Raw genomic sequence first — 26,092 nt, 5'->3', positions numbered from 1 at the left:
CTCCTGTTTCTTACTTAAAAAACTTTAAATACACCAGAACACATGTAATATAATATACATATGTAGATTAAAAAGGGAGAATCAATTTTCAGCCACTGTATATTTAATCTACAAAAAAGGAGAATTGTAGATGAATGATAATGAAAAACAACTTGATTTACGTATTAGACGTACACATAAATTACTGTGGGATTCCTTATTTGAATTAATGACGCAATCAAAACAGAAATATAGTACGATCACGATTAACCAAATATGTGACCGCGCAATGGTACACCGAACAACCTTTTATAAACACTTCGAAGATAAAGATGCTTTATTAGCATTTGGATTTAAACGATATAGCAAGATGATTGCTGAAATACCGGTTTCAGATCGATTAAGTAAACCATTTCAAGTAATGGAACAATTTCTACACCATGAAGAAATCGGTAAAATATTAGAAACACAAATGTCTGATGAACAATTTATTAACCGGACACAGCATTTAAGTCACGAAACGAGAAAACAAGAAATAGAAGCGTTAAATCAACTGCACAAAAATCATACGATGCCCAATGATTTAATCATTGAATTTTATTCAGGGGCAATCACCTCATTAAGCGCATGGTGGTTTAAAAGTGAAAGAAAAGTTTCTGCTGCTGAAATGGATAGGTATCTCCATCAACTTATTAATCGGGATATTTTTCAGTTTGAAAAGGAATAAGACTACACCTTTTCAATCATGCAATAAAGTGAAACTTTAATCAGCCCTCACCAATCGGACTTTAACGGACAGCCCGACCCCCACCTAACTTCTTTGCTTCCACTGAATTTTGAGGTGGGGGTCTTACTGCCCGTTAAAGCGGGATCAAATTGACCACAAAATAGGAATATGATATATTTTCCGTAGAATACTATATAAGTGTAACAGCGAATAAATTGGCATATAATAAAAAGAAGAGATGCGCTAACATCTCTTCCTTAACTGCTACCGTATAGGGTGGTGGTTATTATACGTTATTATTTTTTACGAAACCCACCCTTTTGCTTCCTACGGCGCGGAGTGGTTTTTTTGTTGTCCTTACCCAGAAGTTGCTTCCGCAAAAAATACGCTGAAACTTCGTCCACATCTTACGTCCTGATTCTGTACTATCTGTTCCGCTACCAGATACGTAAATGAATGTCATGTTTGGATTTAACTCCGCTAATGTTTTCGCGGCGGATAACATTAAATCAATGAAATAAAACGTCGATAAATTTAAGTTACAAATATTCGGAATTAATATTAAAATAAAAAATGAGGATAGGGGTATGGGATTATAAATTTTATACATAACGAGGGAATAGAAATGAAACTGCAATTAAAAGCGGATTTAGGGCTACTACTAGTTACATTCTTTTGGGGTGCATCCATCCTACTTACAAAGCTTGGACTTGATGGCATAGAAGAATATAATTTAATCGCATTACGATTTATTATCGCTTTTCTTTTATCAGGTTTAATATTTTACAAACATTTATTTAAGATCGATTTTAAAACTGTAAAATATGCATTTATACTCGCTTCTGTCTTATTTATCGTTTACATTTTCGCGACTTTCGGTACAAAGTATACAAGTGTTTCTAATGCTGGTTTCTTACTATGTCTCACAGTCATCTTCATTCCGATATTATCAGCTATATTTTTAAAACACATTCCAGAAAAGAAAGTTATAGTAGGAATCATTTTAACGATAATAGGAATCGGCTTATTAACATTAACTAGCGAATTCAAAATCGGTAACGGCGATATATTTTGCATACTGTCTGCCCTGTTTTATGCGATCCACGTCATCATTACTGGAAGCGTAACGAAACATGTGAATTCCATTGCACTTGGAGTAGTGCAACTCGGTTTCGTCGGCCTATTTAGTCTTATTTTCTCATTCATTATAGAAACACCAAAACTTCCTAGCACGATCGACTCATGGCTAATCATATTAGCTTTAAGCATATTTTGCACCGCAGTCGCATTCATCGTGCAAGTAATTGCCCAGCAATACACTACACCTACCCATACAGGTCTTATTTTTTCATTAGAACCGGTCTTTTCCGCAGGCTTTGCTTTCGTTTTCACAGGTGAAACGCTGACAGGAAAAGGATACTTAGGGGCTACGCTTATATTATTGAGTGTGTTAATTGCTGAGTTGGATTTTAAGAGTTTGTTGAGGCCTAATTATAAGAAGAATATAGAGTAAACATTTCAATATAATCAATAAACATACCCCAGAAAAATATGAGTTTATATTATTTTCATTCTCTTCACTTAGATTTTTTTTTAGATGCTATCTTCAAACAAGGTAGCATCTAAAAAATGTTAAAAGGAATCTCTCCTTAGTATCTTCTTATACTTGATGTAGTTTGCATACTTGACCTTTTCTACGTTCTTTAATTACTTACTGAATATAGTCATACAGATTTTTCGCTAACAATAAACAAGTTACTGTAATGAAAAGAGCACGAACATACCCGCTTCCTTTTTTTATAGCAAACTTGGAGCCAACAACTCCTCCAGCAATTTGAGCAATCCCCATTATAAAACCATATGCATAGTTTACTTGCCCTACATACATAAACATCAACAATGCACCAACATTACTTCCTAAATTAAGAAACTTCGCATTACCTGCTGCTTTTAAGAAATCATATCCAATAAATAAAAGAGAAAACATTAAAAACGAACCTGTTCCAGGACCTAGAAATCCATCATAAAAACCAATAGCAAAAATAAAAAAGGTAAAAATAATGACGTGTCGACCAGACAATTTCTTATGAGTGGAAATACTACCCCAATCCTTTTTGAATATCGTATAAATAGCGACCGCACCAAGCATAATCAACATCAATGGCTTCAGTACTTCTGGATTCATTAAATGAACGGTCCATGCCCCTATTATGGAACCTATGAAAGTGAGCGGAACTAATTTAAACGCCGATTTCAAATCAAGATTACCAGAACGATAAAACACAATATTACTAGTTGCACTTCCCATTGTCGACGCTAGTTTATTCGTAGCTACTGCACTTGCTGGATTCAGTCCTGTAAATAATAAAGCTGGTAAAGCAATGAGCCCACCACCACCTACAACTGAATCAATGAATGCAGCTAAAAATCCAAAAGCAATCAAAATCATTAATACAGATGGGTCTAAATAAAAATCCATACTATTAACCTCCCCTTTAGTCACTATTCGAATAGTAACTAATAATTTGCTAAATGTAAACAGTTATTGTAACGTTGAAATATAAAAGCAAACATCGGAGGACGAAAAAAGTGGACTACATAGTGCAACAGCTTAAAAAAATTGGTTTCAATGAATATGAAGCTAAATCTTATGTATCTCTTGTTAAACAAGGGCCTGTCACAGCCTACCAAGTGAGTAAGGATTCGGGTGTCCCAAGAGCGCGAATTTATGAGATTTTAGGTAACCTTGTAGAAAAAGGAATTGTCATGAAGGAAGAAATAAATGACACCACTCGCTATTCACCTCTACCTGTTGAAATCTTTTTACAGAAGGCGCAATCAGAATGGCAGTCTACTTATGAAGGAATAAGTGATTCATTAAAGAAACTAGAAACTTCCGAGGAAAAAACGGATAATCGAGTGATTACTTTAAAAGACAATAAAACAATCATTAGCTATTGTCAGGCATTAATAAAAAAAGCAGAACGACGTATTGTCATTTCAATGTGGGATGAGATGTATGAAGCGTTAAAAGAAGATCTATCTGAAGTAGCTGATAAAGTTACAATACAAGGTATTACCCTACATGTTGAAAATCCCATTAAAAATCTAGAAGCCCATCGCATAACACCTTATACAGAAACCTTGTCTACAGAACATTGGTTTATTGTATCGATAGATTCTAAAGAGATGATTTATGGACCATCACTTGAAGAGCGTAATATTGCTTTTTATACAGATGACCCCGTTCATATATACTTATTAGAGGATTATGTATGGCATGATGTTTTAGTAAATCGACTTGTCCGACGTAGCCAAGATGACTTGCAGCAATGGATTACTGCAGAAAGAAAGTCTTTCTTTATGGGGAAATGAGAAGCATATTCAAGAGCAAACCAAAAGATTTGCGTATTAAATCTAACAACTTCTCCGTACAAAAATAGCCGACTATTATATAATAAATATTCGGCTATTTTTGTATAAATTTATACAGACGCTGCCATTACCCCAGCGATTAATGAGATAAACGCTTCTCCCACTCTTTCACCTTTTCAATTGTTACATCTAATTTTTTAGCTATTTCTTCTACACTCATTCCTTTAAAAAGCATTCCAGCTGCCGAAAGTGCTTTATCAATTTCTTCTTGCTTCTCTTGTTCATATAAACGACCTACTTTTGTCATCCGTAACCACTCCTTTACCTTTTTATATGCCTTCTGCTATTTTATCATCCAATCTCCACAAATCGCCCAAACTCCTTCAAAAACCTCAATTTAAAATTCCCCACAGGCCCATTCCTATGCTTCGCCACATGAATCTCCGTCATCTCTTTCTGCATCGTTTCCTTATCATAATAATCCTCTCGATACATAAGCATAATGACATCCGCATCTTGTTCAATTTGTCCTGTCTCTCTTAAATCAGATAAAAGAGGACGCTTATCTTGTCTTGCTTCTACGGAACGAGATAATTGCGATAATGCTACTACACAAACATTTAATTCACGCGCCAATACCTTAAGCTTACGAGAAATTTCACTAATCTCTTGAAATCTATTACCCTTATGCTTCGAATCGCCCGTAATGAGCTGCAAATAATCTACAATGACTAAAAGCTTTTTATCACCGTGTTTCCGCTTTAACTTACGGGTTTGCATCCAAATATCTTGCACCGTAACACCTGCATTGTCGTAAATCTCAAATGGCAACTCACCAATCTCCGCAAACGCCTTACTTACCTTCTCCCAATCTTCCATCGCAAAACGATGCTTCGGATTTTTCAGCCTACCTCCTGACACTTCACCTATGCAAGAAGCCATCCTTTTTAACAATTGCTTACTACTCATCTCTAACGAAAACAATCCAACCGCCGCTCCAGACTTCGCCGCATGCAGTCCAACATTTAGTGCAAACGCAGTCTTCCCCATAGAAGGACGCGCACCAAGAACGACAAAATCACCTTCCTGCAATCCGCACGTCATTTTATTTAACGATGTATAACCAGACTCAATACCAGTAATCTCTTTCACATCTTGATGAAGCTCCTCATACAAATCAACTAATGCATCCTTCAAATCAAACTCACATACAGAGTCTTTCTCCTCTAACTCACAAAGTGCCGTAATCGTCTCACCAATAATTTTCTCACTCTTCTCCGCAATAAGGCGCTCGCCCATCTTGTGCCCGAGAACACCCGCCTGATACATTTTCCAGGCACCTCGAACAAGCCCCTCATAATAAGAGAAGTTGGCAGTTGTCGGCACACCATCCATTAACCCTATAAAATACTCCATTCCCCCGATCCCCTCTAAAAACTTTGGATCTACCCTAGAAATGAACGTCACAAGATCAATCGGTTGCCCCTCTTCTTCCATTTTTCGCATTAACTGAAATATAGACTTATGCACCGACAGAGAAAAATACTGCTCCGTCAAACGGCACTCCTTAATAAGCTCTCCATCAAGTAATAGAGAACCTAACACCGTCTTTTCCGCCTCCACATTTTGAATACTCATGGCCGCCACCCGCGCTCCGCTAAAAAGCGCTGCAACTCTTCCTCAGACGGCGCATTCTTCTCCCACTCCTCACACCTCGCCAAAAACTCCTCCGTCTCCCCCGTACTAACAGACGACTCCTTCTTCCTAAAGCTCTCCGTATCCGCCTCAACCTCAGATAATTTCGTAAATCCTTTCCCGTGCCAGCCTCTCAAAATCCCCTTCACATAAGCAACCGTCCGCTTATTATTCTCAAACGCAATTTGAAGAGCCTTCAGCACAAGCTCCTCTGACAAATCTTCCATCCACGCACTCAGTTCCTCCACAGTATGCGGAGACAAACTACCGAAATGTTGCTCATAAAAAGAAAACACGCGACTCCCCGTTTCCTCCTCTATAACCTCTTCTTCCTCTGTCTCCTCACAAACTGGCTCAACATCATCCACAGCCAAATCACTCGGCATACCGAAATGCGCTAAAAGCATCGGAACATTCAGCTCCTCCTCCACGCACTTCTGAAGAAACATATGTACAAACTCCTTATTCTTCACACCCTTAAGCTCACGAAGCACACACTTCTCCACATTCGTATTCGTCACCGGATTATAACGAAGCCAATTTAATACGAATAACTCCCGCGTCTCCGCATCATAAAGAATCTTCCCATAATCAACAAAGCGCTGCACAAGCTTATCAACAGTCTCCCGATTATAACCCGTCTCCATCTCAGCTAACCGCTTCGGAAAAGGAAAAATCCCGCACTGCGTCGTCTTCGAACAAGTTAACAAATAAACATAAAAATATCGCTCCTCCGGCGTCAAATCCAAAACAAAATCATCCTGCCAAAAATTCACCTGCACATTACGATATACCGCCATCCTAATTCCTCCCGTCTCCGTTCAAAATTAAAAGCCCCTTCATAATATATATGGGAGACTGGCCGGGTTTTTGGCGTGTTATTTTAAATTTTTTTTGACTACTACGGTGTTTGTTTTTGTGTTTGTTTTTGTTTTTTCTTAGTGATTTATTACTTGGTAGGGGCTTGTAAGGGGCTTAGGAGGGGCTAGTTATCGGTTACTTCGATTAGGAAGACTCGATCTGAGAAGCCGCCTCGTTCCTCTGCTTTCTTTTTTCGGATGTTGTTGATTTCTTCTAGTGTCGTGCCTTCGTGTTCGGCTAGGGTGTTGATTAGTTCTAGTAGGTCGGATAGTTCTTCTAGTTTATGTTCTTTTGTGTCTGCTTCTAGGTATTCGGTTAGTTCTTCTTGTGTTTTTTTGCAGATTTCTTTTATGTATTCTTCTTTAGGTAGAATTCTTGTTGTGGGTGTTTTTCCGTTGGATTTTATTATTTGTGGGACTTTGTTTCTGATTAGTTTGTTGTAGGTTGGCATGGGATTTTTCCTCCGTTTGGTTTTTCTTCTATTATAATGGAAAAGCAGTTTAACTAGGTGTTAAACTGCTGAATTGCTTCTTTTATATAGTTTTCTTCTTCGGTTGTGAAGATGGTTGGGAATTCGGATAGTGGGAGGTTTGATTTTTGGATTATATCCTCTATATCACTTTGAGGTGTATCAAGATAGTTAGTTACCTCTTCTATTACTTTGAAAAATTCCTTCAAGGTAATTTGAACGTCATGATGACTCGGATCCTTCTCTTCTGTCTTATACTTTTTAAACTTCCCTATCACATCCATAAATCGCCGATCAAACTTTTCTTTTAGTTCCTTATTATTATAAAACGCTCGAACACTACCCGTTGAAAAGTGTTCCTCTAACCATTCCTTATTTTCTTTCTCCCATATAAAAGTTTGTAAAAAAGAAGAAAACAAAGCGACATCCACTCGTTCTTCCTTTTGAAACTTCTTCGTCATCTCATCCATATGTAATAGTACCTTCGCAATTCTTTCTTGCTCTGCCAGAAGCACTTCTCTTTGAAAATGCATCTGTCTTAAAAAGTCTTCTGTCTCAATATCACGCTGCAATATAATATTTTGAATCTCCCCAAGCGAAAAACCAAGATGCTTAAACGATTGGATTTGCTGCAGCACATACAAATCATCTTTCGTATATAGCCGATGCCCACCTTCAGTATAATCACTCGGCTTTAATAAATTAATCTTGTCATAATAACGAAGCGTCCGCACCGTAACATCCCCAACACTTGCAAACTCACTAATCATCCACGCCATACCATCACCTACTCTGCTAACTTCTCTTTCACATACTGAAGCATACGAGAAAAACTCATCTCATTCTGCCTAAAATATTGAAACAAACTTATAACAAGTAACAAAAAAGGAACATTATCTCTATAACGATTTTCATACTCACTAATACCATCATAAAAGTACTCATATTTTCTTTTTCGTAAAACGATATAAATCGCAATAAACAGCACTGCAATCATAATCAAAAGTCGCTTCCCCCTTATTTCCTCTTCTTGTTTCATCACCTATTCTCCTTCCACCGTATACTTATCTTCTTTAAATAACGGAATTCGAATGAAATAACGATATGGTTCGTCGCGTATTACTTTCCACGCAATAATAATTACTTGAACTACCTCAAAAGCGAATACGATTCAAAATAAAACATCACTAATAAGTGAACTAATATTAAATAGAAGAAAGATTAACAAATGAAAGTTGAACGCCTTTCGGCAATGATATTTGTACACCTCACTTTTACGTGCCAGTGTGATGTACATGAGTAGTGGTGAAAAGATTCCTATCGCGGCTGAGAGTAGTAGCATGATGATGGTGTTTCTTTTTTCTTTTGTGGTGGTTTTCATGAGTGGTTTGGTCCCCCTTTTTGATTTGTCTTCTTTAGGTTAGGGGGTGACGTTGGGGGAGATGCAAGAAATAAACTATAATTAGTTCTGAAAAAATAGACACAATGAAGTATCTTACATACTCCATTGTGTCTATTTACCTCATAAAAAACTAATCATCTATCAAAAAACATTTGAAATACATACTGCAGCCAAAATAACATACATGTAATAAACATCCCAAACGCTATATTTTCATTAAATTTCTTAACAATAAAATTCCATTTAACAACAATATATTGATTCACAACACACCAATAGAGAAGAAATAAAATTGAAATACCGGTCAAAAGAATCATAAAGTTCAACACTCTTCCTCCTTTCAATTTTATGATTCTCTTATTATACCCCCCACTAAATTAAAAGATCAACTATATACATACTCTTTAAACACTAAACTTTTCTCTAATTATGAATTCCCCTCACCTTTATCTATATAAAAATCATTCAAGAATTTTAGAAGACTTGACAAGGAAGACCTTCTATTATTTCTAAGTTTCAACATGATTAACAATACAAAAACCACCTCAAACAAATATACCGTCCAAGGTGGTTTTCATATCACTATTAAATTACTACTTCAATCTATCCTGCAACGCACTAATATTAATGATCACAGGACTACCCGACTTCAACGTACCATCTTTTTGTAACATTGGTCCCGAAGTGATACATTGACCTTTCTTCAATGTTGCAAGTCGTTTTTCCCATTCTTTACGTACAGCTGAATCTTGAGCAAGGTTTGATGCAATAGCACTAATTTCATTTTCTGGTGGCATGAAATACACTTTTTGACTTGAATTCTGTAGTCGTGAAATTTCATCCATTGTAAATTGTCCTTTTAATGATTGTGTTGCATACCAACCTGACCAACCAAATTTTCTTCCTTCAGTTAAAATTTTGGCACTTGGTGATTTTTCTCTATGATCAAGATTTTGCGCTTCATCTAATATAACTGGGAATGGTTTATTTTTGTCTCCATGGTGTAATTGATAGTTCCAAATATCCCATAAGATAAACTCTGTAATCATGAGCTGTACATCTCTATTAAAGCCCGTTAATTGTACAATAAACACTTTACCTTTTTGGTTCAGTATGTCTCCCCAATCATATACAGCATTATGATTAAATGGATTCTTATCAATAAAAGGCTTAATTTGTGATCTTGCTGTTTTAGCTGGCCCAGAAGTATCCTCTTCTAATTCTGCTAATAAATAATTTAAATTCATACCTTCGCCATATTTATCTAAACCGCGCATTACTGCCTCATATATAGCGTTTTGTTGCTGAATGCCTAAATCTTTATATACAGCTGAAAATACACTTTTAATTCTTTCAGCAACATCTGTATTATCTTCATCGATATAAATTCCTTCATCCAATTCTTTTTGATTTCGCTTAAATGGATTTACTGGGAATTTATCTTTTGCTACTAGGAATTGTTCAATATTATCTTGGAGTTTCTCTTTGAATTCCGGTTCTAACTTAGAATTCTTGAATCCATCTGTATAGTCAAATATCATACTAGAAATTCCATTTTGCGCCAGCTCAAGTAGTAAACATTGAATGAAGTAACTCTTACCTTGTCCTGATTTACCCGAAATTAAAATATGTCTATTTGCTAGCTCTGAATTTCCGAATTCCCAATATATTTCTTGAGTCGATCCCTCTACTGTTCCTAACAAAACGCGGATGTCTTTTAATTCTTTCGTTCCTCCTGTTCCTTTTTCTTCCTTTTCTTCTTCAGAATGAGGTACAGTTGGAACGACTTTATTGCTAGTTTTTTTTAACACTTGATTAGAATCATGATTCTGATTTAATAATCTATCTGGATTAATATCAGTTCCACCCGAATGGATTTTCATTTTGAGTGCTTCAACTTCTTCGATTACTCCTTCATATCCATCCTCTTCGGTTAATTCCACTAATAAAATATCTTCTTCTATTTTGATGGATCTCCATGATTGTTCCTTTTTGAATGATAAAATTGCTCCTTTTCCGATTTTATCATCCAAATGTCCACTCATTTCGTAATCATCATTTAATAATCTTTTCTTTAGTTCTTCAATTTTCTCATAAGATTTTTCTGGCCAAATGTTGTTTGCAATAAATTTCTCGGCATTTGCTAGCAATAACTGTACAAAGAAGTTTCGGAAAAACTTATGTTTAAATACATGTAAACCATCTTCACTTGTTTTAGAAAGTTGCGTATCAAATAGTTGCTTAGTAGCATTAATTTGCTCTTTTGCTTTTGCAATAGCACTGTCTTGATTTAAGCCGATTTTCACTTCCACTGGATAATAATGCACTGATAATTTATCATCTTGCATTTCTACTCCAATTAACAGTAAATCGTCACTATGTGCACCTTTTCCACCTAGATTTTTCGCAGAAAATACACCTTCACTTTTCGTTAATTTCACCGCTCCAGCAACACGCAATATTTCTTCTAATGAGATAGGAACCCATAAAATATTCTCATGATCTAAAGCACTTAATATATACTTCACAGCTGAAATAATACTTAACTTTTCTCTTGAGAATTGTCCCTTACTTCCTATAATTCGTAGTAACCACTCACCATTTAAACTATTGAACGCTCTAATAGCTGTATTAATTTTTTCAGGTGTCGATACAATTTCTTTTTCCGCTAAATACTGTTCAATAACCGCTCGGTATTGTCTTGCTTTATCCGTTACTGTAATTGCATCATACTGGCTTGATGAAGAATATTGATCACTATAATGAATAACCAATAAATTACGTGATGAATCTTGGAAGAAATCTAAACCTACATTAGGTTCAATAAATGTTACCCAATAAGAAGATTCATATAAATGTTCTAAAACTTGTTCATCATAGGTAGATGTTCTCGTAACAATTGTTTCGTTCTTACGATAAGGGTTTGTACCATCGTTATTTAAATTACTTCCTAATTCATTCATTCCTCTAGCAGTTTGAATTAACAAATGTTCATTATTCAATACATTTTTCAATCCAAATCCTGTACGATAATCTACTTCTGTACTTATAGATGATAGAGATGATAACATTCCATTTAAAGATAATCCTGTTTCAATATCTTCCATTGTACTTTTCGCATGCTTCTCATTTGAAATCATTTTATAGAATGAAATATGAGCGTAACCATATTCTTTCGTACCAATAAGTTTATAATAGAAAACATTTTCTCGAATCAGCCTTAATACGTCTACAGCATCGAGATTCTTTGATGCTAACGATAACTCAAAGAACTCCTCAAATTTTTGAACATCATCATATATAGAAAATTTTTCAAAGGCGCTTAGTATATTACTCTCATGATATAAAGCAACCTCTACTGGTATAATTTTGGACGGCCCTTTTTTATCTATCTGCTTCTTAATAAACTGTACTAAACCTCTTACAACTTCTTTATCATTATTTATATTAATCACATTGATTCGTATCGGAGACTTAGATTCTTGTAAAAATAAGTATTGGAAATGTTCCACAAATTGTTGAAGCTTTTCTTCAACTACATTAGCTAAAAATGCATTAGATTCTCCAATCGCAACCTTATGAAGTGGTTCATAAACAGTCCATTCAGGCGCTTCATTTTGAGAAACCGGTCTATACAATTCATCATTCTGTCCATATATATATGGCAATAGATTGTTAGGATGCAGACGATTTAAAATATGCATCTCAACTACTTCGTTTTTAATTTCATCATTAACACTTAACTGATAGGCAACATTAAGCGGATGCAACGGTGTTAGTATGACCCTTTGTTCCTCTTCAATAACTCCCAATTTAAACAGATTCTTTTCTTCTTCTTTTAACATTACATTTTCTTGTATATGAGCAACACTTTCGTTAAAAGCCTTCAAGTATCTTATAGATAGCTCTCTTAATTGATTATCCACAAAACAAAGACTAGGAACCGTATTATTAAACTTATAGTAATTTAATAATTGTTGATACGCATCTCTCAATGATGGGTTCATTAATAATTCAACCTTATTTAGGCCTGATACCCCTCTAACTGCAAAAGCGATTTCATTTTCAATCCATACTCTCTCGTCTTGTAAATAATTTCGAAATCCTTCTCGTGCTGAAAATTCCCTTGCACCTTGTTTTAATTTATTTGTATCAAGGTTATATTCAAAGCTTTCTTGATGTTCTCTTTTTAATTTCCATACCCTTTCTCCCGATACTGGAACAGTCTTTGCAACTTGCTCTCTAATAAGAATAGGAATTAAAGATGTTTCAATTTGAACAGAAAATGATAAGCTATCATCATTCCATGCAGGGGAAGATTCAGAGACTTCAAAACTTCCACCTTGCCAATTTATAATCTGTGCATCTTCCTCAATAAATACTTCTTCTGGCTCATTAGAAATATCTCCAAAAATAATACGTTCTTCAGCTTTATTCATAACTACGTTTTTCTTATTTACATTCACTTCATAAATCGTTTGAAGCGATTGTAAAAACGCGGCTTCACATTCTATAACAGCAATATGAAACTCATATTTCGACTTAGATTGCATCTTATGCGTATATACAACTTTATGGAATGAAGTCACATTTTGCTTATGCGCTAAACTAACAGTTAGTTTTTTCCCAGATATCCCACAGAACCCCTGTGAATTTTTATGAATGTATTCCTTCTTCAACTTTTCTTCAAATTCAAAGTTCAGATTGATATCTTCTATCTGTGTAGGATTAAAAACGATAATATGGCGTTTACGTCTCCCAGCCTTTGTCTCAGTTTGTGCTTTTTCCCAATATAACAGACCTTCTTTTGAATATTTCTTTGGTGATTCGATATATTCTAATGGACGATCTATCTCAGTCATTTTGTCGTAAGAATCTTTAACAAGAACATAATCCGCTTGCTGCCAATCTTCTTTCTTCAGGCGAGAAACACCTTTCTCATCAAATAATTTTTCTAATTGACTCTCTAAATGTTCATACTCATGCATATGTTGAACTTTCTCAAAGAATGAAGCATTTTCTTCTAGCCTTTTTTTCATTTGAGCTGAAGTAAATTGATTTAAATTTTCATCATAGAAAATGCCTAGATTAGAATAGTCTTCTCTCGCAATCTCTTGTTTTGATAAAAATCCAAGAATTTCTTCATAATCCCAAAGAGATGGTCGCACAATTGTATCATCTAATTTTTTACGTAAATAAAATGAAAGTACTTCCTTCTCTTCTTTATTTAAAGAAGAAGTTTCAATTTCTTCTTTTAATGTTTTCAAAATTGATTTCACATTAAATGGCATACCTTCTTTTTGCAAATCACTGCTACCACCCTTAATACTGTCCAGTGTCTCATGACATATACTAAGTAAAGCTGTTTTCTCCCAAATATCCTTTTGTTCACCGACTTCATTACGAAGTGTTACTAAAAAGTCCGGAGTAACGTTTGCCGATGTAGTCGCAACAACTACTTTCATTTCCTCTGAAACCTTAATAGCAATCGTTTCGTATGGAGTTCCTTGCTTATGCTGATAATAAAACGCCTGCGATAAATCTTGTTCTTTTAATGTGTCATAAAATGCTTGTACTTGTTCATGATTATCAAATTGAAGGTAAAACCGCTCTCCACCCCTAAGATTTTCTGCTTGTAAATAATTTATTAGTTTATCTGAAAGATAATTATAAAATTGGTTTAACATACTGTGCATCACCGCTATCACTTTTTTTGTCTATTAAATTCAGCTTATCAAATAACTGTACAATTTCTTCTTTTGAGTAACGATCGAAGAATAAACCTCTAGCCTCTAAATCTATAAATACTTGCTTCAAAGGTTTTCTTTCCTTTTTTAAACTCAATGCTGTTAGCAGCAATAACATATCTTGACTAATATTAAGCATATAACCAAGTGAACCTCGAGTTTTTAAGAAATATTTTTTCCCAACCTCTTCTATTGATAAAGAGTATCTGTGTCGGGGGCCTTGCATCGTATCTTTTTCATAGGCTTCTTCTATACTACGGAATAAGGATTGTACAAGCGTATCATATTCTAATTCTAAATTTCCTTCATAAGCCCCAAGACCTAAATGTCTTCTATATTCCATAACCCAATCACAAAGCATCTCTAAAAATACTTTTTTATCCTCATCGGATAATTGCTGATATGTTTCCTTTAATTCAGGATAGCCACCTGCTTTTTCTACTCCCATTAGGAAATTTAAATGTTCTAAGCAATTAATATGTAGTAGTAAATGTCTACCTGTATCTTTAATCATTTGATAACCATGAGTATAACCTTTTCTATTCTTACTCGTAGACTCCCAGTCAAGTGTAAAATAAACTTCGTTGTTCTCACTAAAGTTCGCTTTCCCAACTTGTGAAAGCTTTAAAGTCAATTGAGTAATATATAAAAAGTAATAATAACTAAGAAACAAATGATAATGAGTTCTAAAATAATCTTTATGTTCCGCTAAAAATTGAAAATCTTCTTTGAATAGCTTTGAGATAAATGGAATTTGATTAATATACGGACGGCGTTCTTTTTCGTCGCTCTCCAAATGATTTAATTGTTTTAATACAAGACGTGACATTAAATCTGTTGAATCGCTTTTTCCAAAAATCTCTTCTACTGTTTCTTTTTCACCTAATAAGACGTCTAAAAGGAATCTAGCAATATCTTGTTCTCCTTTTTTATCAGCCTTATCACTTAATGGTAAATATTGAAACAAATGCAAATGAAAAATTTTAATTGTATTGTCACTATCCTGCAGAAAGGTACGTAGTATTTGTTCAAATTGCGACTTATCTTGCTTTGATACATCAACAGATTTACTAATCTCTCCAATAAGTTCTTCTAGATTAACTTCCATTTTCAACTTATTTCCGCTGACTAGACGCGTAAACTCTCCTAATACTCCCTGAAACCCTTTTGCGAATTTTGCCCGCTCTGTTCCTCGGGTAGAGAAAGGTAACAGAGGAGATTTTTTATTTATTGTATGTTTTAATCCTAACTTTTCTGGTTTAATACTCAGCGAGTTTTTCAAATCCTCTAAATTCTCTCTTACAATCATTTTCTAATCCCTTCTAAACGTAAATTCTTCAAAATCTTCGTCGTATGTTAGTCTAAACATTCCATTTTCATTAGATTGAACAAACAATAATTCTTTTTCTCTATTTCCTAATTTCATTATCTTATCCACAAATTCAACGAACTGAATACAATCTTCTTTATCCTTTTTATTCGGGCGATAACCTTTTGAAAGTTTGACCATCATTTCATATAATGGATAATCAATTTCTAAATATACAGGAGCTACTTTATCTTCATTGGAAAAAGCAAGTAATATATTTAATTTAAATCGATTTAAAACCTCCGGTTCTACCCCTTTCAAATGTCCTACAAACGGCTTAATTTTAAGAGACTGTGCAACCTGAGTAGTATCATTTGAGTAATCCATAAATACATAATCTGACTTCGGACTTCCGTTCCATAAAAAAATTGATTTTCTGGATAAATTATACATATCTTTTAAATCAGATCGATTTCCTTTATTAAAAGCATATAAATATTCCATATATTTTTTATAATTTTCATCCCCAAATATTTCATTTAAAACCGGAGATAAAAATAATGACATACGTATTAATGTTTTATTGAATACCTGTCTAGATGAATCACTTAGCTCAAAGAAAGAGCCCATCTCTTCTAGCCCTTCTATCCATCCATCAAGTCCATGTAAATTCAAATGCTTTTGGAAAGTATTCTTCATATTTACTGAATTGTTTAGCTCAATTAGCATTTGGTCTACACTATTTGATCGTAGATGAATAGGATCCATTTTAGAAATAACTGCTAGTAAATTTGATTTTTCTTGACCATCAAATAATAAATTCGGTAATAAGGCTTCCGTTTTTTCCATCATACCTGCCCCAAGAAAATCTTCATTGCCATGAGAAGGCACTAAAATATCATAAATAAAATTAAGCATGGAACGTGTCGAAATAATCATCTTATGCTTAACTATTGCTTCAATTAATATACTTAAAACACCATCTCGTATTTGTTGTTGTTGCAATAACTCATAATTCACCATAAAGAATCCATTTATACCACGTTGCTTATCCTTCAAATAAGCTTGATAGAATGGATTTTTTTCTGACTCAACCACAATTCGCTTTAAAATAGATGAAAAATAATCTGATTTTGGCCCTTCACTGGTTAATTCAAAAGGTTGATAATCACTAAAGCTAATCAAGTGGAAATTACCGCTTTGTTGATTAGTAGCAATTTCATTTGCCTCAAATATTCCTGATTCCTCAATGAATTTTGTTAAAATTTGATAGTGCTCTTTTGCATAATCTGATTCAATAAAGTTATGCAGAACTCCTAGGTTAATAGCTAAAATTAGCTTGAATCTAGAACCATCAATCTCACTATCACTATATGGCTTTAATACTTCCGCTAATGTATCAAGGGAACTCTTTTGTGGATCAAAACTTTCCGTAGCATCATTATGCACCGAAAACTCTTCCATCAATTCAGGATATTTATTTTTCACATACGATAATAAATGTGATTTCCCATCTCCAACGCTACCACACAAGAAAATTAATTGACTCGTATTTTGCCCAGCTGCTGCTGTTAGAGCAGACATCATATCGTTCTGTATCGTTCTTTCTACATGTAAATAATCCTTAAACGAACTAAATTCATTAGGATTTTCGATAGCCTCTTGAGATGATTCTTTCAGCTTCGAGAGTTCTGCTAGTAAATAACTCTCTCCTTCTCCTAAAATAAAATCATCATACACAAAATTGTTATCTGCTTCTTCTTCATTATCTACAGACTGTTTATCTTCAATTTCTAACCCTACCGCAATCTCAGCGTTATTTATTTCTGTTAATTCCTCAGTTTGATTTGATGTATTTTGTTTACTTGCAATCTCAATTAGCATTTTTAACTTTTCTTCTAAACTAGCAGATATCTTTTCTTCTAATTTCTCCACAATATGTACACTACTCTTCGGCTGTGGATGTTTGTATTTCGGGACAACAAACTCATAACTCCCGTATACCTCCATAAACCACACTGCAATTTGGAATAGATTTTTATGCATTTTAAAAGCACTCTCTACCCCACTTTCAATATGTTCATGTGCCGCTTTATTTCCTAAATAGCGAACAGTATCAAATGAACGGGAAATTTCCTTTGATAAGATATCTTCTCTTTCTAATTTTTGAATACGCTCTACTTGCTTTAAGTATTGTACGTCGTGCAGTTCATGTTCTTCCGCAATGCGTTTTGATAATAGCTCTGCAAATATTCTTCCCTTAATTAAAACCGATTGGGGATCTTGATAAAAAACATTTTCAATATCTCTCCCCATCTCCGCTAACTCGGGGAATACCTCTTGTAGAAAATCAAATGTATATTTCTCCAATGATGTAACACCTCTTAATCTAAAAATACGTTTCGAATATATTCCATATTATACAATATCTATAGAGGAATTGTTGGTATTAAGAAAAAAGGGAATTAGTGGATTATCCATTCTCAATTAAAAATTTGCAAAAAAATAATCTGGGTTATATAGCTAGCTATATAACCCAGATTACCCCTACTCTTTATTATTTCAAATCTTTAATGAGCATGCATCTGTTTATCCCCTAGAACAAACTCAACTGCACAATACTATCCATCTTCTCTTCTTCTTTGTTAATCTCTAAAATCCTTTGCCCCATTCGCTCTACCAAATTAACGACTAAAGCATTTCCCATACAAAAGTATCTATTTCTTTGTGGCATCCCCGTATTCGTCCAATCCATCGGGAAACCATTTAACAGTTCACATTCAGCTGGTGTTAAATATCTTAGTCTTTTTGTATAAGGATCTTCAATAACATGGGAACTTCTATTACATGTTCCTTCACTTGTTAACATTGTACGACCAGGCTTATCTAAATCATCAGGGAATGCCATTCCTCCCTCAGAGTAGAAATATTTATGCCCCGTCGCCTTTGATACTCGTTCTTCTTTTTTAGGACCTTTAAGGTACTTAAGTTCCTCAAATTCCGTTCTTCCCTTTTTGTTAATCTTATCTATTTTCAAATAGTATGATTCATCCGCAGGGCCAAATTCATCATATACTTTCTTAACTATCTCACCTAATGTCTCAGGAGTCTCAGTTACTGGAACTACTTCTTCCGTATATACTTGTCCATTTATCATTACACCTGAATTATAATATTCGGCATTAAATGTATCAGAAACTTCCACGATATCGATTGGCAATGTGAATTGCCCTCTTTTTTTATTTTCCTTTGGTGCTTCAAGTACATTAAACACTGGCGCGAAAAATCCCTTTTCACATAATATTTCTAATGATTCCATTTTACTCTGGATAGACGAAAAATGGGATTCATTTAGATAAGCAAAGATAAATACTCTTCGCCTTCTTTGTGAATATCCATAATCTGCAGCGTTAATAACTCTCCATTCAACTGCATACCCTGCATCTCTAAAACTTGCCAGCATAATAGAAAAATCACGACCTCTTTGTTTTGCTGGTGACTTTAATAATCTATCTACATTCTCTAACAAAACAAATCTTGGCTTACGAGAATTAACTATGTTCATTATCTCCCAAAAAAGAACACCTTTTTTCCCTTGTATTCCTTTTTCATTTGATAAAGTACGTGCTACAGAATAGTCTTGGCAAGGAAAGCCTCCTACTAATAAATCATGCTCAGGTATTTCCGGCCAAGCTTCAGCTATATCTCTATTTACATGTATTCCTTTATTTTCAAAGCGAGTTGCATAACAATTAAATGCATGTTGTGCTTTAGTTGAGGGTTCCCATTGGTTTCCCCAAAGAACGTCAAAGTTTTCGTTTGCTTCTAGTCCTAACCTAAAACCTCCTACTCCCGCAAAAAGTTCTACTACTTTCACCATAAATACACGAACATCCTTTCGGTATTTTATTTATCTATGCTTCATTATAATAAAAAGTGAGGAAAAGATCAACTATAACATTTCAAGAACCATACTTTTTTACAATTCCTTATTTTAGCTTGTAACAATTAAGAAAACATCTCGTTACTATATCAATATTATAAAGGAAGAAACTTCCCTTGAACAGATCCAATATAACCGTTATCTAATAAAACAACTTGTCTTTTCCTTCTTATAAATTTTACTTATATAAAATTGAAACAGCTTTTTATTATAGCATAACTTTAATATGTATTGTTTAAAATCATACAACGCAGTACTGGATACAGAAAGGAGTTTCTTATGGACTATACTACAATAGAAGAACTAATGAAAAAAGCACATGAAGCTGAAGGAAAAACGTTTGGTGAAATCGATACAACTGACCGACTTGCAAATGCTAAATCAAAAGGTGGACTAGGGCAAGTAATCGAGGAAAGCTTTTTTGGATATGAAGTCAATTCAAACGCAGAAGCTGACTTTAAACACCTTGGTATTGAACTTAAAGTAACTGCATTTAAACAAAATAAAAACGGTTCATTATCAGCCAAAGAACGACTAGTCTTAAATATTATCAACTATATGGAAGAAGTTCATACACACTTTGAAACATCAAGCTTTTGGAAGAAAAACGAAAAACTATTATTAATGTTCTATGAATGGGTACCTGGTGTAGACCGTAAAGATTTTCACATTACAAAAAGCCTTTTATTCACCTATCCCGAAGCTGATTTAGAAATAATTAGACAAGACTGGGAAACCATCGTAAATAAAATTCGTGCCGGCAAAGCACATGAATTATCTGAAGGTGATACAAACTATTTAGGAGCTTGCACTAAGGGTTCCAATAAAAATTCACTTCGCTCACAACCGTATTCTGAAATTCCAGCAATGCAAAGAGCTTTTTCGTTAAAGCCTTCTTACATGACAGCACTAGTTCGCAGGTATCACCTAAACGAAGAACTAGTAAGTTTTACAACAACAAATGAACTAAAAGGAAAATCTTTAGAAGAAATCCTTTATTCAAAATTTGAAAATTACATAGGCTTAACTGATCAAGAAATCGCTCAAAAATTATCTATTGATTACAAACCTACAACCAAAAGCTTTGTTCCACTATTAGTAAGCTCTTTACTTGGTATCAAAGGAACTCGACTCGATAAAATTGAAGAATTTGCGAAAGCTAATATAGAATTTAAAACAGTTCGTTTAGAGCCTAACGGTAAACCCGAACAAAGCATGTCATTTGAAACAATCGATTTTCATCAATGGACAAACGAATCATGGGAAGAAAGCGAAATTAGAGAACGCTTCTATCAAACCAAGTTTTTATTCGTAATTTTTGAATTTAACCAAACAAAAAAAGAAAATCCAAATCGTAAACTCTACTTTAAAGGTATTAAACTTTGGAACATGCCTGCTCCTACAATAGAAAAAGAAATACGTGAACTATGGGAAGAAGTTAATAAAGTAATACATGAGGGTATTCAAATTGAATATAAAAAACGCGGTGACAAAGTCGTCGAAGCAAATAACCTACCTAAAATAAACTTCAACGGTGTCGCGCATATTAGACCAAAAGCTCGCAACGGTGCCGATAAAGTAACTTTACCTGATGGTCAGCATATTACAAAGCAGTGTTATTGGTTAAATAACTCTTATATCGCCCAAATCATTAACAAAACGAATAAATAATTATCTTTCTTATTAACAAAAATGGAATATATCTAGATAGTATATAAAAACTTACCTAGATATATTCCATTTAATATATATGGTTAAAATTAATACACGTTATATACAATATTTAACAATACTTCCATCGATGCGAAATCAGTTGTTTCTTCATTTTCACTTAAAATACTTCTGATAATCCTCTTCATTTTTAAATTCAATCGGCCCTACATCCATTCGGAATTTCCCATTCTCGTACAATAGTGGCGAAGCTTCTGAATGGTCTTTTGAGTAACTTTCTACATGTGAAATTTTCATCTCATTTGAATTCGTGAAATCAATATGAGCAATACATACCCAATAAGCATGGTCATTGATTTCTAATAATGGTGCTGTTACAACACTTCCCATATGATTATCGACAACAGCTTTAGCCTTCATAGAATAAAAACTACCTATTCCATTTCCGACAGCACTATACGCAGCAAATAAAACATATTTCAAAGCTTCTGGTCGATAAATACGAATTGTTTCTTTTCCTGGCTCTTGCGAATCACCATCCAACACAATATACGGCGACACTTTAGACGAACCTAGATTTTTATAATAAGCCTTTCCTATTTCTCCATTAGTTGTTACGTAAAAACAGTATAAGTCTAAGTCTTTATTTGTTTCCCATTCTAAAGTAGCTGTTACCATTTTAGATTTTTGTATATTTATAGATTGTTTTTTCTTCAATTCAACCTTCACTGCATTAATAGTTTTTTGTACTTGAGGCGGAGTAGGAACTATTTTCTTCTCTACAGGGGGAGCAGTTTGTTTTTCATCATCTGCGATTTCTATCCCAAAATTTGTACACAATGCAGCTAACCCACCAAAATAGCCCGCTCCAATAGGATTGAACTTCCATCCTCCTCCATGTCGATACAGCTCTCCAACAATAATGGCACTTTCATCTGTAAATGGATGTGTGATAGGAAAATGAATAATTTCTAATCCTGATTGTGCGTTGCTTATTTTCAATTGAATATGTGAAACATCTCGTAGCGCTTGTTTCTTCTCTTCAGCATTATGAATTGTAATCGAGAATACAATCTTTTGTACATCATCTTTTATATGAGTAAAATCTATCGAAAACCTTTGTTTACTTCCATTTGCGATATTTTGATTTAATTGAACAGATCGACAACTAGAAGAAGGTTGTCCATAGAAAACGAAATCCTCTTCTTTAGTAATCTTCCCATTAAACCCTACTAAAAAAGCTGATGCATCTACATCCATATTCATCGGGGCATCCCAAGTTAAATCTACCAGTAATCCTCTAATCTCCGGATGATTATTAGTGACGTCTATCTTTTGTCCCCTTACTAAAGTATGTATCATCATAATTCCCCCGTCCTATACCTTTAATGTTTTATCATTCAGACCAATTATACTCCTCTTTAGATTTCCCTTTCTATCTTAAATATGAAACCATAATAATGAATTATCATTATAAAAGGAAAAATCTATATAAAAACTTATTAAATTAACTAATCTATATTTAAAATTCTAAATAAATATACTAAGAATGCTATCGATATTTTATAAATACAAAGCACTAAAATTACTTATCTCCTCTATCTCCACCAACCATCTCTCCATACCACTCATCACTCTCCTCCAAAAACACCCTTGTCTCCCCACTCCCCTTATAAAAACTCTCCCAACCCCGCTCCCTCAAAATCCCCTTCCAACTATCACTCTCCACCATCCTCTTAATCACATCATCCCAATAAGCAACCTCTTCCTCCGTCATATCTTTCGGGCCCATAATTCCTTTCCAGTGCTGGAATATGACGTTGATTCCTTGTTCTTTCCAGGTTGGGATTTCTGGTAGTCGGTCTAGTCGTTTTGGTGCGGATACGGCTAGTATTTTTATTTTGCTGGCTTTGTATTGTTTTTCGGCTTCGGATAGGGTCATGGTTGCGGCGTTTATTTGTTTGTTCGTTAGGGCGTTTATGATTTTTTCTTTGTTTTCGTAGACGAAGAATTGTAGTTCGGCTGGGTTTATGCCGAATGCTTTACTTACTTGTACGAAGGATAGGTGATCGTCGTTTCCTAGGCCGGGGGCAACGCCGATTTTGAAGTTTTTCTTATTTTGTTTTAGTTGTTCCATGAGTTGTTTTGCGTTTTCTATGTTTGAGTCTTTTGATACGACAACGACTTCCCAGTCTGATGCGAGTGTCGCGAGCGGTGTGAAGTCTTTATATGTTAGTTTACTGTGGCCTAGTAGGTTGTTCGTTATGAGTAAGCTTGAGTTAATCGCCAGTACGTGACCGCCTTTTTGTTTCGTATATTTCCATCCGACGTCACCGCTGCCACCTACTTTGTTTGTGACAGTGATTGGTTTTGTGAAGATTTTTTCTTCTGTTAGTGTTTTTTGCATTGCTCGTGCTGTTAAGTCCCAGCCTGCTCCTGGAACGTTTGGCGCAACGATTTCTACTTCTTCTATGTTTACTGTATTCGTTTGAGATTTTTCCGAGGAACAACCAGCTATTACTCCTGTCATGATCCATATACATAGTAATAATCGTTTTTTCATAGTCCTCTTCCTATTCGATATTTTCGTTCTGGTCGTCCGATAATGCCGTATGTGTACTCTACTGTGCATTCGCCGGTCGCTACTAAGTATTCTAAATATCTTCTTGCGGTTGTTCTGGAGGCCCCCATTTGTTCTCCCATTTCTTCTATTGTAATGCCCTCTTCAAATCCTTTTATAATCCCTTTCACTTTTTGCAGTGTTAGCGGATCCACACCTGTCGGTAAGTTTTTTATGTCTTGTGTTTGCGAAGTCCCGAAGAAATTATCGATGAGTGCTTGATTTACTTCATTGTTACTATGTAATAGTTGCTTCTTTCTTTTATAGTCTTCAATTGTGCGAACAAATTTTTCTAACGTGACCGGTTTTATAAGGTAGTTACTTACGCCGTTTCGAATTGCTTTTTCTAACATATGGTTTTCATTTGCCGCAGTAACCATAATGACGTCAACGTTTGGAAAGTCAGCATGAATTTGTGGCAATAAGTCTGTTCCAATTCCATCTGGCAAGTAATTATCTAATAGAAGTAAATCGATTTCTTCCTTTTGTAGTAGTTCCATCGTTTCTTTCGCGTTCAATGATTTTCCGATTACTTTTACATCCTTTATTTTTAATAAAAACTCCTCTTGAATTTGCGCGACGCGGAAATCATCTTCTGCAATTGCAACCTTCAACATATGTCCATCCCCCTGTTTGTCATGTACTTTCTTTCAATGTTTTCGGAAGGTAAATTGTAAAAATAGCTCCCCCATTTGTCTCGTTTTGAATTTCAATTGTTCCCTCTAGTAGATCTACCATTTCTTTCACGTTTGCTAGCCCGTAACCACGATCAGTTCCTTTCGTTGAAAATCCTTTTTGAAAAATGGTCGTTATTTTTTCTGTCGGTATCCCTATCCCACTATCTATCACTTCAAACACAATATCGTGCCCAATATCCGTAACGAAGAAAGAAACTCTCTTCTCCTCTCGTTCACTCACCGCATCAAATGCATTATCAATTATGTTTCCAAGTATCGTAATAAGATGCGAAACTTTTATATGATCTGGTAACGGATGAAGCGCACTATCTCCTTCAATATGAAACTCAATTTTCTTCTCAGACGCTGTTCCGATTTTTCCTAATAAAATAGCTTGTACTTTCGCATCGTGTATTTGATGGAACAAAATATGGTTTTGGCTTTGATGAATATTAGATTCTTGTTGAATAAATTCAATAGCTTCTTTGTAATGTCCTAACTGAAGTAATCCTGATAAGACGAAAAGCTTATTTGTAAATTCATGCGTTTGAGCACGTAAGTCCTCTGAATACTTTCTTACCTCAGATATTGTATTCACTAAATTTTGCAGTTCAGTTTTATCTCTAAAACTACATACAACACCTACCGTACTGTTGTTTTCGAGTATTGGTGTCATGTTTAAAATAAACACTTTATCTTGAAATGCGATTTCTTGATCGTTTTCTAGTACTCTCTCCATATGAAATTCCGGTAAAACTTTTGAAATGTGCTGCTGCATATAATCGCCATTTACATATAGCATTTCCTCTGCTGATGTGTTCATCATCGTAATAAAACCATTTTGATCAATGGCAATAATTCCTTCTTTTATAGATAGTAGTATTGCGCTTCGTTCCCGGTATAACGCCGCTATTTCATTCGGCTCTAAACCAAATGTATCTTTACGAATGCTACGCGCTAAAAGAATGCCACCAACAATGCCGGCTAATAATACAGCTAAGGAAAAGAGTATAATTTCTTTCGTTCTGCTCAGTATGTTAGATTCAATACCTTTTATTAAAAACTCTACTGTCACAACGCCTATGACTTGATCGTAGTCTCCGTTATGAACAATAATGGGCGCCTTCGCCATTAAAGCAGGACCACTTGTACCATTTCCTTCGAGCGTATAATAGCCACCAAAAGTGAGTGCTTCATAGTTATACGGGTTGTTACTCTTTGTGCCAATTAACTCCGAATTAGAATGGGAATACATAACCCCATAGCGATCTTCTATAATGACATAATCCGCACCAGCTTGCTCACGAACTTGTTCCGCAATGGATTGGATCGTACTTTTATGTTCGTTATATTGAAAAGCCTCTTTTATAGCTGGCATAAAAGAAAGAGATTTAGCCGTTTGCAGTGCTAACTGTTCTACTTGGCGCTTCGTATCAACGGACTGAATGTAAACAAATATTCCCGTTAATAGGAGAACGACAAATAAAATTAACGCGATAATTAAGCTTACTATTTTCGTTTGTAATGACACTTTGCGTGATTTTTTCATGCTTCATATCCTTTGATAAAATATTCAAAACTATCAATCTCCTTTTTCTATTATTATGACAAAACTGA

At 34.7% G+C, this 26,092-nt stretch carries 20 protein-coding genes and 1 pseudogene; 4 read left to right on the top strand and 17 right to left on the bottom strand.

The features are described from left to right. Positions 1-130: 130 nt before the first annotated feature. Positions 131-706 (top strand): TetR/AcrR family transcriptional regulator, encoded by a 576-nt coding sequence (locus N2V79_RS04780; RefSeq protein ID WP_053565121.1) that lies wholly within the window; start codon positions 131-133, stop codon positions 704-706. A 625-nt stretch (positions 707-1,331) separates the two neighbouring features. Next, positions 1,332-2,219 carry a DMT family transporter gene (locus tag N2V79_RS04775; protein WP_059304083.1) on the top strand — a complete coding sequence of 296 codons (888 nt, stop codon included), beginning with the start codon at positions 1,332-1,334 and terminating at the stop codon, positions 2,217-2,219. A gap of 198 nt (positions 2,220-2,417) precedes the next feature. Here N2V79_RS04775 and N2V79_RS04770 read toward each other — a convergent pair whose 3' ends face one another. Then, positions 2,418-3,185 (bottom strand): TSUP family transporter, encoded by a 768-nt coding sequence (locus N2V79_RS04770; protein WP_340719622.1) that lies wholly within the window; start codon positions 3,183-3,185, stop codon positions 2,418-2,420. A 110-nt stretch (positions 3,186-3,295) separates the two neighbouring features. On the opposite strand from N2V79_RS04770, the gene N2V79_RS04765 reads away from it, so the two are divergent. Beyond that, entirely contained in the window at positions 3,296-4,081 is a 786-nt protein-coding gene (locus N2V79_RS04765) for a TrmB family transcriptional regulator (RefSeq protein WP_000384585.1), read from the top strand. A gap of 139 nt (positions 4,082-4,220) precedes the next feature. On the opposite strand, the gene N2V79_RS04760 is transcribed toward N2V79_RS04765, so the two are convergent. From N2V79_RS04760 to dcm, 12 genes and pseudogenes are all read right to left on the bottom strand, one after another. After that, complete coding sequence (locus N2V79_RS04760; protein WP_000169783.1) at positions 4,221-4,388, bottom strand: hypothetical protein; 168 nt, start codon at positions 4,386-4,388, stop codon at positions 4,221-4,223. Between the two features lie 44 nt (positions 4,389-4,432). Continuing rightward, the gene (gene dnaB, locus N2V79_RS04755) at positions 4,433-5,719 is read right to left on the bottom strand and encodes a replicative DNA helicase (protein WP_340719621.1); all 1,287 of its coding nucleotides are present in this window, start codon (positions 5,717-5,719) and stop codon (positions 4,433-4,435) included. Further along, positions 5,716-6,576, bottom strand: a complete 861-nt coding sequence (locus tag N2V79_RS04750) for a DnaD domain-containing protein (protein ID WP_340719620.1) — start codon at positions 6,574-6,576, stop codon at positions 5,716-5,718. The genes dnaB and N2V79_RS04750 overlap by 4 nt, the downstream gene beginning before the upstream one ends. Positions 6,577-6,761: 185 nt before the next feature. Further along, a complete protein-coding gene (locus N2V79_RS04745) occupies positions 6,762-7,088 on the bottom strand; it encodes a nucleoside triphosphate pyrophosphohydrolase (protein ID WP_340719619.1) in 327 nt (108 codons plus the stop codon). A gap of 53 nt (positions 7,089-7,141) precedes the next feature. After that, positions 7,142-7,885, bottom strand: a complete 744-nt coding sequence (locus N2V79_RS04740; RefSeq protein WP_340719618.1) for a MerR family transcriptional regulator — start codon at positions 7,883-7,885, stop codon at positions 7,142-7,144. 8 nt (positions 7,886-7,893) lie between these two features. Next, positions 7,894-8,145 carry a hypothetical protein gene (locus tag N2V79_RS04735; RefSeq protein ID WP_340719617.1) on the bottom strand — a complete coding sequence of 84 codons (252 nt, stop codon included), beginning with the start codon at positions 8,143-8,145 and terminating at the stop codon, positions 7,894-7,896. Between the two features lie 3 nt (positions 8,146-8,148). Beyond that, positions 8,149-8,487 (bottom strand): annotated as a pseudogene (locus tag N2V79_RS04730) (DUF4870 domain-containing protein). Between the two features lie 155 nt (positions 8,488-8,642). Next, positions 8,643-8,825 carry a hypothetical protein gene (locus N2V79_RS04725; RefSeq protein ID WP_233462297.1) on the bottom strand — a complete coding sequence of 61 codons (183 nt, stop codon included), beginning with the start codon at positions 8,823-8,825 and terminating at the stop codon, positions 8,643-8,645. 276 nt (positions 8,826-9,101) lie between these two features. Further along, the gene (gene dptH / locus N2V79_RS04720; protein WP_340719616.1) at positions 9,102-14,195 is read right to left on the bottom strand and encodes a DNA phosphorothioation-dependent restriction protein DptH; all 5,094 of its coding nucleotides are present in this window, start codon (positions 14,193-14,195) and stop codon (positions 9,102-9,104) included. Then, entirely contained in the window at positions 14,176-15,564 is a 1,389-nt protein-coding gene (dptG, locus tag N2V79_RS04715; RefSeq protein WP_000637020.1) for a DNA phosphorothioation-dependent restriction protein DptG, read from the bottom strand. Before dptG ends, dptH begins: the two co-directional genes overlap by 20 nt. A gap of 3 nt (positions 15,565-15,567) precedes the next feature. Next, the gene (gene dptF, locus N2V79_RS04710) at positions 15,568-17,934 is read right to left on the bottom strand and encodes a DNA phosphorothioation-dependent restriction protein DptF (protein ID WP_340719615.1); all 2,367 of its coding nucleotides are present in this window, start codon (positions 17,932-17,934) and stop codon (positions 15,568-15,570) included. A 226-nt stretch (positions 17,935-18,160) separates the two neighbouring features. Continuing rightward, positions 18,161-19,444, bottom strand: coding sequence for a DNA (cytosine-5-)-methyltransferase (gene dcm / locus N2V79_RS04705; protein WP_340719614.1), 1,284 nt, complete (start codon positions 19,442-19,444; stop codon positions 18,161-18,163). Positions 19,445-19,786: 342 nt separating this feature from the next. On the opposite strand from dcm, the gene N2V79_RS04700 reads away from it, so the two are divergent. After that, positions 19,787-21,178, top strand: coding sequence for a Sau3AI family type II restriction endonuclease (locus tag N2V79_RS04700; RefSeq protein WP_088024844.1), 1,392 nt, complete (start codon positions 19,787-19,789; stop codon positions 21,176-21,178). Between the two features lie 156 nt (positions 21,179-21,334). Here N2V79_RS04700 and N2V79_RS04695 read toward each other — a convergent pair whose 3' ends face one another. The 4 genes from N2V79_RS04695 to N2V79_RS04680 form a co-directional block, all read right to left on the bottom strand. Further along, entirely contained in the window at positions 21,335-22,540 is a 1,206-nt protein-coding gene (locus N2V79_RS04695; protein ID WP_340719613.1) for a TerD family protein, read from the bottom strand. Positions 22,541-22,763: 223 nt separating this feature from the next. Then, positions 22,764-23,741 (bottom strand): tripartite tricarboxylate transporter substrate binding protein, encoded by a 978-nt coding sequence (locus tag N2V79_RS04690; RefSeq protein WP_340719612.1) that lies wholly within the window; start codon positions 23,739-23,741, stop codon positions 22,764-22,766. Beyond that, positions 23,738-24,415, bottom strand: coding sequence for a response regulator (locus N2V79_RS04685; protein WP_340719611.1), 678 nt, complete (start codon positions 24,413-24,415; stop codon positions 23,738-23,740). The genes N2V79_RS04690 and N2V79_RS04685 overlap by 4 nt, the downstream gene beginning before the upstream one ends. 19 nt (positions 24,416-24,434) lie before the next feature. Then, positions 24,435-26,024, bottom strand: a complete 1,590-nt coding sequence (locus tag N2V79_RS04680) for a sensor histidine kinase (protein ID WP_340719610.1) — start codon at positions 26,022-26,024, stop codon at positions 24,435-24,437. Positions 26,025-26,092 lie beyond the last annotated feature (68 nt).

The sequence above is a fragment of the Bacillus sp. CH_70 genome, assembly GCF_038007045.1.
In the GTDB taxonomy this organism is placed as follows: domain Bacteria; phylum Bacillota; class Bacilli; order Bacillales; family Bacillaceae_G; genus Bacillus_A; species Bacillus_A cereus.
The sequence above is the reverse complement of the archived record's forward strand: the minus strand, read 5'-3'. Positions and strand labels throughout refer to the sequence as shown.

Bases quoted from the DNA above. Each gene is read 5' to 3' on its own strand.
- N2V79_RS04780 (WP_053565121.1), top strand. From the start codon at position 131: ATGAATGATAATGAAAAACAACTTGATTTACGTATTAGACGTACACAT.
- N2V79_RS04775 (WP_059304083.1), top strand. From the start codon at position 1,332: ATGAAACTGCAATTAAAAGCGGATTTAGGGCTACTACTAGTTACATTC.
- N2V79_RS04770 (WP_340719622.1), bottom strand. From the start codon at position 3,185: ATGGATTTTTATTTAGACCCATCTGTATTAATGATTTTGATTGCTTTT.
- N2V79_RS04760 (WP_000169783.1), bottom strand. From the start codon at position 4,388: ATGACAAAAGTAGGTCGTTTATATGAACAAGAGAAGCAAGAAGAAATT.
- dnaB (WP_340719621.1), bottom strand. From the start codon at position 5,719: ATGAGTATTCAAAATGTGGAGGCGGAAAAGACGGTGTTAGGTTCTCTA.
- N2V79_RS04750 (WP_340719620.1), bottom strand. From the start codon at position 6,576: ATGGCGGTATATCGTAATGTGCAGGTGAATTTTTGGCAGGATGATTTT.
- N2V79_RS04745 (WP_340719619.1), bottom strand. From the start codon at position 7,088: ATGCCAACCTACAACAAACTAATCAGAAACAAAGTCCCACAAATAATA.
- N2V79_RS04740 (WP_340719618.1), bottom strand. From the start codon at position 7,885: ATGGCGTGGATGATTAGTGAGTTTGCAAGTGTTGGGGATGTTACGGTG.
- N2V79_RS04735 (WP_340719617.1), bottom strand. From the start codon at position 8,145: ATGAAACAAGAAGAGGAAATAAGGGGGAAGCGACTTTTGATTATGATT.
- N2V79_RS04725 (WP_233462297.1), bottom strand. From the start codon at position 8,825: ATGATTCTTTTGACCGGTATTTCAATTTTATTTCTTCTCTATTGGTGT.
- dptH (WP_340719616.1), bottom strand. From the start codon at position 14,195: ATGTTAAACCAATTTTATAATTATCTTTCAGATAAACTAATAAATTAT.
- dptG (WP_000637020.1), bottom strand. From the start codon at position 15,564: ATGATTGTAAGAGAGAATTTAGAGGATTTGAAAAACTCGCTGAGTATT.
- dcm (WP_340719614.1), bottom strand. From the start codon at position 19,444: ATGGTGAAAGTAGTAGAACTTTTTGCGGGAGTAGGAGGTTTTAGGTTA.
- N2V79_RS04700 (WP_088024844.1), top strand. From the start codon at position 19,787: ATGGACTATACTACAATAGAAGAACTAATGAAAAAAGCACATGAAGCT.
- N2V79_RS04695 (WP_340719613.1), bottom strand. From the start codon at position 22,540: ATGATACATACTTTAGTAAGGGGACAAAAGATAGACGTCACTAATAAT.
- N2V79_RS04690 (WP_340719612.1), bottom strand. From the start codon at position 23,741: ATGAAAAAACGATTATTACTATGTATATGGATCATGACAGGAGTAATA.
- N2V79_RS04685 (WP_340719611.1), bottom strand. From the start codon at position 24,415: ATGTTGAAGGTTGCAATTGCAGAAGATGATTTCCGCGTCGCGCAAATT.
- N2V79_RS04680 (WP_340719610.1), bottom strand. From the start codon at position 26,024: ATGAAAAAATCACGCAAAGTGTCATTACAAACGAAAATAGTAAGCTTA.